Below are 12,706 nucleotides of genomic sequence, written 5' to 3' on the forward strand. Positions count from 1 at the left end.
ACCCAAGGATTACGAAGCAGCAGTGATCAGGTGTTTGATCGCCGCAGTGTCTCCGAGCTCTCCATCGAAGCGGATAAGGCCGGCAATCCCGAGATCAGGCCAGAAGCGCTCCCGCATGACGCCGATAACCGGCGATCCGACCTTGCGGACGAAGTACTTGGAGAAGTCGCCGAACAACATGACCTTCTTGGCCGCAGCGAGCGCGTCCATGTCATCGTTGATCGAGTAGCGGTAGCCGAGCAGCGTGCCAGGCTCGCTCTTCTGGACGTCGCCCATCGACCACAGATAGTTTCCGTCGCCATCACGCAATTTCCTGATGGCAGCGAGCGTCGCGTCGGCGAACATGAACCTCGCCTTCGGAGAACGGCGGTAGGCCGCGTTGACCGAGTGCAGAAGGTCGATGATTTCGTCGCTGGTGATGGCAGCGGTGGCCGCCGCGGTCTTACCAAGCGAAGATGCCGTGGCAACACCGTTCGGGTCGCCGGTGCCATCGCCGATTGTCAGTTCGCGGTTGGCGATGCGGCCCAGGCGTTCACCGAGCAGGCTACCGAGCAGCGACTCCATGTTGAAGATGCTGTCGGCGGCCAGCTCCATCGAGAACTTCACGAACTCGGTGTCATAGACGTAGGCCGACAATTCCTTGTTGCCAAAGACGGCATCCTGCGATCCATCATCAGCGATTGCGGCGCCTTCGGTGTGCTTCGCGCCGGTCTTGGACGTATCATCAACGGTCGGGAGGTTGATGACGTTACCGCTTGAGGTCGTAATGACCGTCGCGACGTCGGCGTCATACATCGGACCCCAATCCTTCATGGACTGAATGATGATGTTCGCGAGCTCGACTGGAACCGTATAGCCGCCAGCGGATGCCGTCCCAGTGGTCTGGGTGCGGAATTCCTTGGTCGACTGGACGCCAGCCTTCAGAACTGCGCGCTCTTCCGAGGAAAGGTCGCCTAGCTCGGCGCCGCTGGCGATGAACTTGTAGAAGACGTCGCGATATTCGGTCTTGTCGCCGTCTTCCTGGCCGCGGGCTTCGCCGTCGGAGACAGGGCGCTTCTTGGCGCGCTCTTCAGCGGCGCGATCTTCGAAACGCTTTTCGATGGCGGCCAGCTTCTGCTCGCGCTCGATCAACTTTTCAACCTTGTCGAAGTCAACCATGATCGTGTCGTGGCGTGCGTCGAGTTCGGCGGAGCGAGCTTCGTCGGTGTTTGCAGTGATTTCGTTCAGGGCTTCGCGGGCCTGCGCCACAAGACGGCCGCGCTTTTCCTGCAGATCTTTCAGGGACATGGGTCTACCTCAATAAAAAGGCCCGCCGAAGCGAGCCTGTGCTGTTTTGGATGGTGGTGAGGAATGGCAGGACTGGTCGCCCTTGCCCTCCGGCAACGCCGGGTGACTACGAGGCGTGCCAGATGCCCCGAATTCTCTGTTCCGTGGATGCGCGCTTTTCGGCAACTCGCCTTGCGGCTGCGGCTGCATTTCGCAAGCCGCCGGCGTCCGTGCGTGCCGCCTCTAGGGAGCGCTTCGCTAGAGTGGTGTCGTCATAGGCCGGGAAGGCAACGGCACTGACTTCGAAAAGCTCAATCCCGCGGATGGTACGCACCGGCATATCGCCGCTTTCGTCCCATTCCTGCTTGGTGACGCGGAAGCCAAACGACATGCCGCTGATGTCACCTCGCTCGACCGAGACCCAAAGGTCGTTTCCGACAGTGTTGTTCGGAATGTCGATCTCGACGCGCAGCCCCCTGGTGTCTTCGGACAAGCGCAGCGTCCGGCTACGTGTCCTACCGATCACCTTGCCGGTGTCGTGGTCGACTAGCGCGCGAATATCCCCGGTGATGGTTTCGGCAAATGCGCCAGGCGCGATGCGCTCGACGAAATAGTCGGATATTGTCGTGTCGCTATTAAAGATTGCAGCGTAGCCCACGAGCGTCCGCTTCTCGTCGGTAGCGCGAGCCTCAACGCCGTGAAGCCCGCCGCGTTTTTCGAAGTCACTCATGCGGCTTCCGCCTCATCGTTGTTGTTGTCATTGGCTGGCGTCGGCGCTACCTGCGAGACATTCTGCGAGCCAAGAGGCACTGTGGCCCCTTGGATATGCAGCTTGTCGGCCTCGCCGCCCATTGCCGGAAGATTTTCCAGCGCCCGGATCTCGTCAGGCGTTCGAATGGCGTTCTGGATAGCAACACCGTAGCCGTTCATCCTCGAGACGAAGTCGCCGCGTAAGATTCCGTCGAGCGCATGCTCAATCCAGCGTCCGTTGGAATCGCGACCAAAGAACTTCAGGTTCATTTCATCTTCGAGCGCCTTCGCCCACTGGCCGATCAGATGCTTGACCAGATGCAGATCCTGCTGCTCGGCGTTAGTGAACGTCGCGCGCGTCAGATCCTGCAGGAACACAGGCGGCAGTTGCCAGCTCCTGGCAATCTCTTCCACTTGGAATCGGCGCGCCTCGATCATCTGACCCTTGGCCGGGTCAAGACCAACCGGAGACAGCTTGTAGCCGGCCGGAATTGGGAACACTGGCTCGTTGGCGTTCTTGGCGGCATCAACCGAGCGTTTGATGTCGGCTTGTGCACGCCTCATTGCTTCGGCGCCAGCCGGCAGCGGTCCTTCAAGCGATAGCGGCGGAACACCGCCACCGGCAAAGAAGTTGGAACCGTAGTCATTCATCGCGATCGCAAGCTGAATTGCTTTCGCAGCCTGGTTGATTGGACCGTAGTGCTTCAGTCCGTCCGAATGCAACATGAACGGGACGTCGATCACGTCGGCTGCATCATAATCCCTGGCGCCAAACTGATAGACGACACGCATGCCGCTGCGCTTGATGACGGTCTTCGACGGATCCATGGGCCACAGCGAGTCAATGCCCTGAGGTGTCCGTTCGATGTAGGCAAGGCCTCGGCCGCCGGTGAATACCTGCTGCCAGAACCATTGCCAGAATGCGAAAGAGCCCATGGCCTCATTCGGGGCCTTGTTGACCACCGTTTCCAGCCTGCCCGAAACCCGCTTTGCCCCCGTCTTCGTGTCCCTGTAGGCGTGCCGTGGAAGCGCGGCCAACGTGCGGGACATGAACGCCACAGCGGCCAGGACCGCCGGCACCGTCAGAGCTCGATCGATGGTTACTGCCGGCAAGTTTGCCGTCTGAACACCGAAGAAGGTCAGGAAGTTTTCTGCACTCACCGGCACCGTGGGATTCTCGATGCTTGCGCGAGTTTCCAGCGCGTTGTCCGCATTTCGGCGGGCAAACCAATTTTTTATAGCCATTATGCCGCCTTTGTGACGCTAAAGGATGGGTCGTCCCATGGACTGTTCGACGCGGCCGCACCCTCATAGGTGCCGGCCATCGCCGCTGCTTGAGCGAGCGCTACGGCGCCGTCGATACGGCCCCGAGATTTTTGCTTGTCGAGCTTCCGGTTGCCGGATGGATCCGGCTTTACAGTTGCATTCATCATGCACATGGTCAGAAGTGGATGGCCGCCGTGAGCAATCTTCTTGTTCAAGATCAGGCTTTCCAGATCCCGCAATGCGGGGGACATAGAAGCAAATCCCTGGCCGAACGGCTCAAACACCGCCTGTTCGCCGTCCAACTGGTCTTCGGTGAAGCCAGCCTTCTGCAGCCAGGGCTTAAGGTGGCGCCAGTTCCAGCGGTCAAACGCAATCTTGCGAATATCCATCCGATCGAACAGGCCATGGAGATGATGTGCGACGAACTCGTAATCGACCGTCGGGCCTGGTGTCGTCTCGAGCAGTTTCTGCCCGTTCAGCTCTTGGCTATGCCAAATGTCATAAGGAACCCGGTCGGCCTTGGCCTTCTCGCGCAATGCATCGCCAGGCAGCCAGAACGTCGGCTTTACATGCCAGATCGTGCCGGTGTCGGTTTCCTTTGGCGCCATCAGCACCAATGACGTTAAGTCGGAGACTTCCGATAGGTCGAGCCCGCCGAAGACGGGCAAGCCATCGAAATCGTCGACAGGGCCGTCGCACGCGCGCCAGACGGCTGGGGAGACAAACGGCGCAGACGCGTCGATGCGCTGATTCAGGAACAGCCAGCGGAAACTGGCTTCCTTCGTCGGCATGCGGCTGGCCAGCAGTGAGAAGTCTTCAACGTCCTTGATGGAGCGAAAGACACCCAGCGCCGGGTTGGCTGCAGCCCACGCCTCACGGTCGTCTAGTTCGCAATCCGCTGGCGCGGTATAGATGTGCGAAACAATGCGAGGATCCTTCGACGTTTCAGCGTCGTCGATCCACCGGCTAAAAAGGTCGTTGTCTGTCGCGGCCTGCGTCGAGATGGCGAACAACATCGCCTTGCCTTCATAGGCACCCTGCGACGTTTCGATAGCTTCGACGAAATCGTCGGTCGGACCCTTGATCTGGCCGACCTCGTCGAGGATGGCAAGGATGGGCGAGCCGCCGTGGGCGCTCTTGGCTTCAGCCGAGCTTGCCTGATATTCGACGTTCTTCGCCAGGCCGACAATCATCTTGCTAGACGGCACGATGCGGGCGAGCTTAGTCAGCTCTGGCGACATCATGATCATCTTGGAGGCGTAGTTGAAGACCTCAGCGGCCTGTTTTCGCGATCGAGCGCCAGAAACGATTCGGCCGTTCTGGTATGCTTCCGGCCCAACAATGTGGGCAAGCAGAAGGCAGGCAATCAGACCCGTCTTGCCGTTCTTACGAGCGATCGACAGATACGCTCGAGAGGTTCCGGCCGGGTTGTCGTAGACATCTAGAATGAATTTGCGCTGAAAAGCCAGAAGCCTAACCGGCTTGCCGAGCAGAGTTCCCTCCGGCACAAGGCAGTATCTTTCGATGAACGCGATAACACGTTCGCCGCGCGTCCTCTGCTTTTTGGCCATTTACTTCGCTAACCGGGTCGCGCCAGCAAATAGTCATCCAAGGGGTTATCGCTTTCGATATCCTTTGCGGCTTCCCGCCGCTTGGCCACATCCCTCGCCTCGCCCGCTTGCGCGCGTGCGTGAAGCGACAGAGACCGTCGAAACGACAAGATCGAACTGGCGTGCATCTGCACAATTGATTTTCGAGGGTTCGCGACCGGCGTACCCTTCTCGGAATATGCGACGCCGCCCTCATCGCGCAGCAACTTCTGCTCGCGCGTCAGATCCGCCATCGTCCTGGCCAGCATCGCTGCGAGCTCCAGTTGGTGTGAAGACCATTCCGACCGCGCGTATTCAGCGATCACGTTCCGGAAGAACGGCAGGTCTTCTGCATCCAGCGGCACGTTCGCCGGCGGTTCGATCTCGGTGGTCGCCTTGGCCATCACGCGGACGGCTTCGGCCGCGCTATCGATGCGCGCCTTTCTCTTGGCCATGACCGCTCCTCATAGAAAATTCTGTATTAGCGCTATCGCTCTTGGAGGCCACCGGTAGGCGGCCGGATCGGCCCAGACCGATCAACGCCCCCTACCCGATCTCGATGGGGTAGCCATCGACGCCTGTGATCGCGACTCTCGCGCCTCGGTCGATGCGTTGCTTGAAGCCGTCGTGACATGGCTTGCATAGGCTCTGCAGATTGCCAGGGTCGTAGAACAACTCAACATTGCCCTTGTGAGGGCGCATGTGGTCGACGACCGTTGCCTCGGTCACATCCTCAACAACAAGGCAGAAGCGGCACAGTGGCTCACGCGCCAACTGATGGCGACGCAGCCGCTTCCACAGCGCAGTGTCATACAGGCGGCTCCATGGGGTCTTGGTTGCAGGTGCAGGATTCGAACCTGCGATCTTCTGGTTATGAGCCAAGCGAGATGACCACTTCTCTAACCTGCATGATTGACTACCGATAGCGATCGTCGCTGCCATTAATTAGCTCGGCAGAACACTAAACCCCAAAGGGGCGGGCATCATAAAAAAGCAAAAGCGGCTACCTCGACCCGAAGGGAGCCCGGCTTAGCTGTAGTCGTAGGTGACCGCGACTGGGCCGAGGCAGTACCATCGCCCAACAATGCGGCCATCGTCCTCGATGGCATCACACGCGCCGAAACGCCATTCGCTGGGCTTTATGCTTAAGGCCAAACCCCACATTGCAAATCTCCCGTAGACAGCGCGAAGAATCTTGAATTAATCTACCAGTGGTTGGCGCCAACAAACCCATCTGAACTCGTACGGAGCAAGGGCATTTCGCCCTAGAGCGGTGGACTCCATCCACCTACGATGGGAGAACAAACATGAACGTGTTTGCGTCTAAGTTGGTCAAAGTTCGAGCGTACGTCCGCATGCGGTTCGGTCGTCTGGAAAACGTCTGTGCGCATGTGAGGTCCTGGCCTCGACAACTTTCGTTCGACTTCTAACCCGGGGTCGTAACCCGGAGTGCTGGCGCCAACCACCCGATAGCTTGTGAAAACGAAAAGCGGCAGGGAGGCACCCGGTTTATCTTCCGGACCTCGACCTGCCGCACGATTGCCACGTCGCGAGAGGAGGCGCGCTGCGGCAATAGTTACCCGGCAATGAAACCGGGGAGACGCATAGGTCTCAAGAAAAAGGCCCACCGAAGTGGGCCTGAGTGTAAAACAGCTTCCCCGTTATAGGGGACTTGGATGCGGGTTAGCGGCGGTCATGCGATTTTCCTACGCTCAATCAAGTAGTTATCGTTTGCTGCCTTGTATTTTTGCACAACAAGGAAGGGCTCAACCACTTAAGGGAGCCCGGCGCACGATCACCCGTCGCCAGAGGAGGCGCGCTGCGGAGATGGGGTAACGATTGACGAGCCGCTGTGCTCTGGACATCCGGTCATCCAATCCCCACATATGGATCCAGTCGGCAGCGCACCCTCAATGGGCTTGTAATGCGCGCGACCTTTTCCAGGAGATTGATTTGAGCGAAAAAACAACGGCGGCAACGCCTCTTAACGACGTCAAGGCTTTTGCAAAGAAGCACCGAATTGAAATCGAGGACGCGCAGACGATCCTCGACCAATACGGAGACGACCGAAAGAACGCCGACAAGGCGGCTCGGCGGATTGCGGCGTAAGAGTATGTGGCAGTCCCGGCATTGATAGCGAGGTGAACCGTCCGCTCAAATTCGGCGCCACAATGAAAGAAGGCCGCCTCGCGCGGCCTTCAATGTCTTCTGTATATATACCTCACAACCCTGCACGATTTGGCACATTTGCCTCATATTTTTTATTGTCGTTTGCGGCGGCAAGCACTCGAGCCGCCTCGACCAGCGCCGCCTTCCCCGCCCTGTCGGCGTAGTTCTCCGAATAGCCAAGTCGCAGACCGATCGATTTCAACGTGCCTCGGGCCGCCACTTCTTCGATAACCTCGACGACTTCGCCTTTTGCCTCCTCTGGCGCTTCCCAGGGCTGCGCGCCAGCAGAAGAATTTCCGCTAGGGCGCGACACTCCTCCTAAAAATGCAGCGCCTTTGGCGACTGCTGTCTCGCATTTGGTCGCCGTAATCGGAAGATCGTCGAACTTAACGGATCCATCGACACCAAGGCTACGGAGAAGCTCCCGGTTTGCTTCGACACCCGCTTGCGGGTCGAACATGGGCGGCAGCACCGGCCGGTCAGACACGTTACGTGGCAACGACGAAGCGTGCATCGGAGATTGAGCGGTCGCTTTTGTCTTGAGGTAGCGCTCGGGATTCCCATGCGTATTTTCGCTTTCCCCGACCGCGATGCGATCCACCGGCCCCAGCTTGTGGCCTTTTTTTGTTCGCGCCCATTCGACCAATCGGCCGTCGCGGAACTTCATCGAGCCGAAGGTTATGTGCTCGATGTCATCGTCCATCTCCATCGCCAGCCCGGCTCCGACGTGGCGAGCGCCGTCTCGGACATAGACGCGAAATGCGTCACTGGCCGCCTTCAGCAACTCGCCGATGGTCGGTCGGATCTTTTGATCGTTGTCGATGGCGTCTGGTGACCAGTTCGTATCCGGTTTTGGCAGCGCAGACGCCAGCGCAGGTGCGAGGTCCGGATGATTGTCGAAAAGCCAACGCAGCGCTGGCAGCGTGCCGCGATGGCGGTAGGGCCTCTTCTTTCGCTGTGGTTCGTTGTCGTTTGCGGCGACCTGGCGACCTGCGGCCAAGAGCTCGGATAATTTCGACAGGTCTCGGTGAATCACCGGCTTTTGTGCTGCTTTGTTCAAGTCGCAATCTCCTTTATTCTGGCTGACGCTCATGACTTTGCCCACTTGGGTTTTGGATCTTTGACTTTCTCGCGGATGTCCTCAGACATCATGGTTGGTGTGCCTGGTGGATATTCCGCCAGAAGGGCCGCCCTCTCCCGAGCCAACCGGTAGGCACCCAGCCTGGCCTCCTCTGCCTCACGCACGGGCACTGACATGGGATAGGAAGTAACGAGGCGCTGATGCGTGGCTCCGAGCGTCTGATGTTTGGCCTTCAGCTCAGCCAGTTGCGCTTCCAATCTGCGCTTTTCAGAGCCAGCTCTCTCTTCGGCGGCCTCCTCCACGCTATCGACGATCCGTCCCCGATAGAACGATAGAGCCTCATCGACCAACTCTGCCCTGACCCTCGCGTCTTTCTGCTGAAGAGATTCAAGAACTACGCGGAGAACGTAGTCGCCGAGATCCTCGCGTTTTTGGCGCGGGTTCCGCATTAAGAAGGAAGCGACGTTCACGAGTTCGCTCCCTGGATTGATTCTGCTGCTGATGGGAAACGCAAGTTGTTCCTCCTTCCGAGTTTTAAAGTGTCCCCAACTGGCCCTTGTGTACGCGCGGTACCAACAGGGCGGTGGGATATGAAAAAGAGATTGATTTCTGTCGTGTTGCTGCGCGCGCAAGGGACACTTGGTGCCACTGGCGCGCTATGAAGACGCGATCAGGTCCCGCACCCGCTCCCGCCGAGCCTTCTCCTTTTCGGCTCGCTGCGCGAAGTCCTCAAACACTGCCGGATTAACAGCGTACGTCACCGAGTCTCGACGTAGGGACTGCAAGGGCTCGACCCATGACATAGCGTCAAGTTTGCGAAGCACCTCCTCGGCCTGGTCAACGTCCATTTCCCGCATTGTGCGATCGCCGCGGCGCACGTCGCGTACGGTAATCTTCTGGGGCTGATGGGCGAGAATCCATCCTGCCGTTGCCAACACGGCGTCGTGGCGATCCGACAAGCCGAGAACGTTCTGGTAGAAGGCGAGCGAATGCGGAAACAAGAAATCGTGTAAAAAGTCAGCGGCACGTTTTGCGGTGTCATGTGTGATGACGGACGACGGACGCGGCGACGACGATTCTATACAGTGGAACACAACACAGAGACGGGCGAACAGGCCGTCAAACTTGCCAATGTGCGCAGCAAGTTTCTTATTGAGAATTTCCCAAGATCCCTGCATCTCGTGATGACGCTCTGATAGTTCCTGGCGAAGGTCTTGGGCCGCACCGTCGAACTTCAACGGCACTTCCTTTTGCGACCCCTGAAACGGGCGCTGCAGCTCATGAAGCCGACGCACGAGACCAGAATATTGCCCAACAGCTGCTGACGGCGGGACGTCGAGCCCGACGGAAGACTGACCGAGACAAATCGGGAAAAGTCGCTGCAATAAGCCATCGTCAGCCGCATCCGCAGCAATGCGCCTAATAGGTTCGGGCTGAATGCCTCCCAGCATGGATACCGAAAGATTGTCGATAGCAACGACGCCCCGCCCGACACGATTGACGCTATAACTTCCGCCGTTGAACGCTTGCAGCCAGAAGCTCCGATCTGCAGCCGCGCCCTTGCTAGATCCATACTTCTCCATCGAGCCAAACCAGCCTGACAGCTCGTCGCGGATCAAAAGCACGCCGTTGCGGCTATCCCGCAAAACCTCCTGCGCCGCCTCCACGGTCACATCCTCTATGCGGACGCGTATCTGCCTTGGTGCCGACTTATCGCTCTTGCCGGCCTTGTCGAGCGCGTCGTACGCCCTCTTTTCATCGAGGTACTTGCGCACCATGTCGTCGTCGATTGCTCGCAGCGGCCTTGTCGCAGCGCTGATGATGGGAGACTTCTTAGCACTCGGATTGCCGATCAACGCCACCCATAGTCGCGCAGATTCCTCCCAATCGTCGTGTCGCTTGACGCGCAGGGTGATCGTGTCCGGAATAGCCGCCGCACAAACCGCCAAGGCAGCAGCAGCGATCCCGCCAGCGTCTACCCCCATAATCTCCGCCTGCGAAGCGGCGTACTCCTCGATGATCTTCGGTAGCAGGCCGGTCGGTAACGAAGGGTGCTTCCGCTGTGCCCATGGATCAACAGGACGCGGAGATTCCACAGCAGCCGGCACGTTGTCGTTGGCAGCCGCGGGAAACTGGTTCTTTGTGGCGAACTTAGCCATCAGGCTAGAAGAAACCCGACTTGCCGCTTCGCGCTCCTCGGCATGCGGAGCTCCGAATTTCGGCCACATACGTTCAAAGTCCTTGACCGGATCCTTGGTGTCGTAACGCCGGAACCAGTTACCGGGGGCCGCCAAGAAGGCCGAACAAGCTTGCTCAGCGGTCAAGCCATCGAACGCCAACTGTTCGACGATGCGCGCGGCGTGCTCGCTCCTGTCGCCAACGTCGTCGGCTGCAAGCATCGCAGCCGCTGTTTCGGAGATCTCGATGTCACTGACCGACGGCAACTCACCGAGTGTCACCAACTGTCCAGAACCGCTTTCCTTGCCGGACCAGGGGGCCAGCGTGGTCCGAAGTTCATCAACGTCAATTAGCGAACCATCCCACGCCTCGGCGATTGCGACCGCGGCCGGTTCAGGCGGACGACCGCGTGCGAGCTTCTTCGCGTTTGGCCAATTCAAGCCACCAGGCACCCGCCAGACGTGCGACAGGTCGACGGTGCAGTGATCTGCATTGGCAGCGTGTTTCAGGGCCTTCGCAAGCGGCTTCGCCTCGTCGGACGTCAGTGGTCGATCCAACAGCAGAAAGCACTGGTAATTGCCGGGCGAGCTCTCAACGACGTAGCTGGGCTCGATCGGCATGGTACCTGATCGGCCGGTATCATCGTCAAGGTCGGCAACCAGTGCCAACACAGCAAGGACGTCCGCCTCTGCGCCCTTTTTGCCGCGCTCGAGCGACGTCCGCATCAGGTTCGGGCATACGTAGCAGTTGGCATTGGGTGTAGAAGCGTGCGCCATGATGGCGTCTACCATGCCTTCCACGTCACTGACGGGGTGGTGGCTGATGATGCCTCCGGCCTTATCTTCGCCTGTCGGATTGGCGAAGAAGGTCGAAACCACGAACTTGCCATTCATTCCGTGAGCCAAGCGGTGCAGCATCTCGACGTGCTCGCGGATCGCCGGCTCATCGAAAGACGGGGTGGTAGTCGGTTCAGTTTTTGGAAGTGGTGCCATCGGCGGTATCATGCCCCTTGATTTCGCAAATTGCGGCTTGGGTGATCGCTGTCGCCAGCGTCGGCGAGAATGTGGCGAGGCGTCTGCCTCCGTTGCCATTCGGCGCGGACACGATGTGCTGGCCACTTGGCGTTTGCATGAGTTTCAGGCCGTAGACACGAACATCATCCGAGAGCACGAGATCGAACTGCGCGATGAGCTTCATCGCCCCGCCGCCCGAATTGGCAGCGGGTTTGAGGTTGAGCACCTGCATTTCAGGCGACCCAGCTCTTGAAGGTGACGACGTCGCCATAACGCTCAAACGTCGCCGTTCGGCCTAGGAGTTCGTCGCTGTCTTCAACTTCTGTCAGTCCGACCGCCTCCACCAATTCGCCGAACTCGCGCTGGCCGTCCTCCTGCACTTCAAGGCTGGGCGCCTCAAGGACGAAGGTGAAGTCGTTGGATTCACCTGTCTTAAGAATGAACACGTCGACACGCACGAAGAGATATCGATTACGCCTCGAAACCTTTGTGCCAGTGATGCGGAAAGCGTTCGCAGCTTCGCGGTCACGTTCGAGCTTCTCGTTGATCGCCTCGCGAACGAAGCCTGCAATTGCCACGTCTGGGCAGAAAACATCGCCCAGATTGCGAAGCAGATGGGCGCCCTCGGAGAAGCGAAAGCGGCGCCTACTCCCATCACGTTCGACGCGGGCAGGAACAAGAACCGGAGAGCCGTCGAGGAACCCGCAGACTTCTCGATTGCCGTCGCTGTAAAGCATCAAGCCGTATCCGCGAACAGGACGTGTTTCAGCCTTGCTCATCGGCCGCCCTCCTTGTTCAGCGAGGCTTCCACGGCAGCCGAGACCCAATCGATGTCGCATTCACGCGCAACAAAAATGCGAGCGTCGTCTGGTTGGATTTCGGCTGCGGTCACTCGGTCGACGGATAAAAGCTTCCAGTTGTCGCTGGCCTTCTCGAATTTCAGAGCATGCAGATCCATAGGCGCAGGTCTCCTCTCGCCGGCGAAGACGCCGGTCGGCTGGTGATGGTGAATTGTGAAGTGGTCGAGTGGTATTATTAACCGTGGACGCTCGAAAAGCGTCAAGGGATGCAGAAGGCGATTTAGTGAAAGCGCTCTGCGATTCCAGTAATTTGATTGAGGATCATGCTGCGGACTGTTGCAGCAGCCGATTATCGTTCTCGCCCCATGTTGACGAGCGCGAGCGTTCGGACATCCAAGCATCGAGGTCGGCAACAGCGTAAACGACCGAGCGGCCAAGCTTAAAGTATCGCGGTCCGCCGCCGAAGCAGCGGAGTTTATCGAGAGAACTCTTGGAGAGGCCGACATAGGTGGCGGCTTCTTTTACGCGGATGTTCTTCACTGGCATCTCCTTTGTTTCAGGTTGATGCCAGTTGTAGGACGGCTTTACATTTAG

The 12,706-nt window shown here is 58.7% G+C and carries 14 protein-coding genes and 1 tRNA gene; 1 reads left to right on the forward strand and 14 read right to left on the reverse strand.

What is annotated here, in order from left to right; genetic code table 11:
* Nucleotides 1–9: 9 nt before the first annotated feature.
* The 7 genes from BLJAPNOD_RS14715 to BLJAPNOD_RS14745 form a co-directional block, all read right to left on the reverse strand.
* Entirely contained in the window at nt 10–1,287 is a 1,278-nt protein-coding gene (locus BLJAPNOD_RS14715; protein ID WP_115420333.1) for a phage major capsid protein, read from the reverse strand.
* A 106-nt stretch (nt 1,288–1,393) separates the two neighbouring features.
* Complete coding sequence (locus BLJAPNOD_RS14720; protein ID WP_115420334.1) at nt 1,394–1,996, reverse strand: HK97 family phage prohead protease; 603 nt, start codon at nt 1,994–1,996, stop codon at nt 1,394–1,396.
* Nucleotides 1,993–3,261 carry a phage portal protein gene (locus BLJAPNOD_RS14725; protein ID WP_115420335.1) on the reverse strand — a complete coding sequence of 423 codons (1,269 nt, stop codon included), beginning with the start codon at nt 3,259–3,261 and terminating at the stop codon, nt 1,993–1,995. Before BLJAPNOD_RS14725 ends, BLJAPNOD_RS14720 begins: the two co-directional genes overlap by 4 nt.
* The gene (locus tag BLJAPNOD_RS14730) at nt 3,261–4,853 is read right to left on the reverse strand and encodes a terminase TerL endonuclease subunit (RefSeq protein WP_115420336.1); all 1,593 of its coding nucleotides are present in this window, start codon (nt 4,851–4,853) and stop codon (nt 3,261–3,263) included. The genes BLJAPNOD_RS14725 and BLJAPNOD_RS14730 overlap by 1 nt, the downstream gene beginning before the upstream one ends.
* Nucleotides 4,854–4,861: 8 nt before the next feature.
* On the reverse strand, nt 4,862–5,326 hold the full coding sequence (locus tag BLJAPNOD_RS14735; RefSeq protein WP_115420337.1) for a terminase small subunit: 465 nt from the start codon (nt 5,324–5,326) through the stop codon (nt 4,862–4,864).
* Between the two features lie 91 nt (nt 5,327–5,417).
* The gene (locus BLJAPNOD_RS35985; protein ID WP_343215818.1) at nt 5,418–5,753 is read right to left on the reverse strand and encodes an HNH endonuclease signature motif containing protein; all 336 of its coding nucleotides are present in this window, start codon (nt 5,751–5,753) and stop codon (nt 5,418–5,420) included.
* Nucleotides 5,705–5,780: transfer RNA gene (locus BLJAPNOD_RS14745), tRNA-Met, on the reverse strand. Before BLJAPNOD_RS14745 ends, BLJAPNOD_RS35985 begins: the two co-directional genes overlap by 49 nt.
* A gap of 1,044 nt (nt 5,781–6,824) precedes the next feature.
* Between BLJAPNOD_RS14745 and BLJAPNOD_RS35630 the strand changes: the two genes are divergently transcribed.
* Nucleotides 6,825–6,980 carry a hypothetical protein gene (locus BLJAPNOD_RS35630; protein ID WP_176354716.1) on the forward strand — a complete coding sequence of 52 codons (156 nt, stop codon included), beginning with the start codon at nt 6,825–6,827 and terminating at the stop codon, nt 6,978–6,980.
* Between the two features lie 112 nt (nt 6,981–7,092).
* Here the strand turns inward: BLJAPNOD_RS35630 and BLJAPNOD_RS14755 are convergent, their stop codons facing one another.
* The 7 genes from BLJAPNOD_RS14755 to BLJAPNOD_RS14780 form a co-directional block, all read right to left on the reverse strand.
* Nucleotides 7,093–8,100: a hypothetical protein gene (locus BLJAPNOD_RS14755; protein WP_115420340.1), complete on the reverse strand. Its 1,008-nt coding sequence runs from the start codon at nt 8,098–8,100 to the stop codon at nt 7,093–7,095.
* A 29-nt stretch (nt 8,101–8,129) separates the two neighbouring features.
* Nucleotides 8,130–8,591, reverse strand: a complete 462-nt coding sequence (locus BLJAPNOD_RS14760; protein WP_115420341.1) for a hypothetical protein — start codon at nt 8,589–8,591, stop codon at nt 8,130–8,132.
* Nucleotides 8,592–8,777: 186 nt separating this feature from the next.
* Entirely contained in the window at nt 8,778–11,291 is a 2,514-nt protein-coding gene (locus BLJAPNOD_RS14765) for a DUF3987 domain-containing protein (RefSeq protein ID WP_158556128.1), read from the reverse strand.
* Complete coding sequence (locus tag BLJAPNOD_RS35395; protein WP_113568745.1) at nt 11,269–11,544, reverse strand: hypothetical protein; 276 nt, start codon at nt 11,542–11,544, stop codon at nt 11,269–11,271. Before BLJAPNOD_RS35395 ends, BLJAPNOD_RS14765 begins: the two co-directional genes overlap by 23 nt.
* Before the next feature lies 1 nt (nt 11,545).
* Entirely contained in the window at nt 11,546–12,091 is a 546-nt protein-coding gene (locus BLJAPNOD_RS14770; protein WP_115420343.1) for a hypothetical protein, read from the reverse strand.
* Nucleotides 12,088–12,270: a hypothetical protein gene (locus tag BLJAPNOD_RS14775; protein WP_115420344.1), complete on the reverse strand. Its 183-nt coding sequence runs from the start codon at nt 12,268–12,270 to the stop codon at nt 12,088–12,090. The genes BLJAPNOD_RS14770 and BLJAPNOD_RS14775 overlap by 4 nt, the downstream gene beginning before the upstream one ends.
* A gap of 163 nt (nt 12,271–12,433) precedes the next feature.
* Nucleotides 12,434–12,652: a helix-turn-helix domain-containing protein gene (locus BLJAPNOD_RS14780; RefSeq protein ID WP_244610942.1), complete on the reverse strand. Its 219-nt coding sequence runs from the start codon at nt 12,650–12,652 to the stop codon at nt 12,434–12,436.
* Between the last annotated feature and the right edge of the window lie 54 nt (nt 12,653–12,706).

Source organism: Ensifer sp. M14 (assembly GCF_003355565.1).
Lineage (GTDB): Bacteria > Pseudomonadota > Alphaproteobacteria > Rhizobiales > Rhizobiaceae > Ensifer.

Bases quoted from the DNA above. Each gene is read 5' to 3' on its own strand.
- BLJAPNOD_RS14715 (WP_115420333.1), bottom strand. From the start codon at position 1,287: ATGTCCCTGAAAGATCTGCAGGAAAAGCGCGGCCGTCTTGTGGCGCAG.
- BLJAPNOD_RS14720 (WP_115420334.1), bottom strand. From the start codon at position 1,996: ATGAGTGACTTCGAAAAACGCGGCGGGCTTCACGGCGTTGAGGCTCGC.
- BLJAPNOD_RS14725 (WP_115420335.1), bottom strand. From the start codon at position 3,261: ATGGCTATAAAAAATTGGTTTGCCCGCCGAAATGCGGACAACGCGCTG.
- BLJAPNOD_RS14730 (WP_115420336.1), bottom strand. From the start codon at position 4,853: ATGGCCAAAAAGCAGAGGACGCGCGGCGAACGTGTTATCGCGTTCATC.
- BLJAPNOD_RS14735 (WP_115420337.1), bottom strand. From the start codon at position 5,326: ATGGCCAAGAGAAAGGCGCGCATCGATAGCGCGGCCGAAGCCGTCCGC.
- BLJAPNOD_RS14765 (WP_158556128.1), bottom strand. From the start codon at position 11,291: ATGGCACCACTTCCAAAAACTGAACCGACTACCACCCCGTCTTTCGAT.
- BLJAPNOD_RS35395 (WP_113568745.1), bottom strand. From the start codon at position 11,544: ATGCAGGTGCTCAACCTCAAACCCGCTGCCAATTCGGGCGGCGGGGCG.
- BLJAPNOD_RS14770 (WP_115420343.1), bottom strand. From the start codon at position 12,091: ATGAGCAAGGCTGAAACACGTCCTGTTCGCGGATACGGCTTGATGCTT.
- BLJAPNOD_RS14775 (WP_115420344.1), bottom strand. From the start codon at position 12,270: ATGGATCTGCATGCTCTGAAATTCGAGAAGGCCAGCGACAACTGGAAG.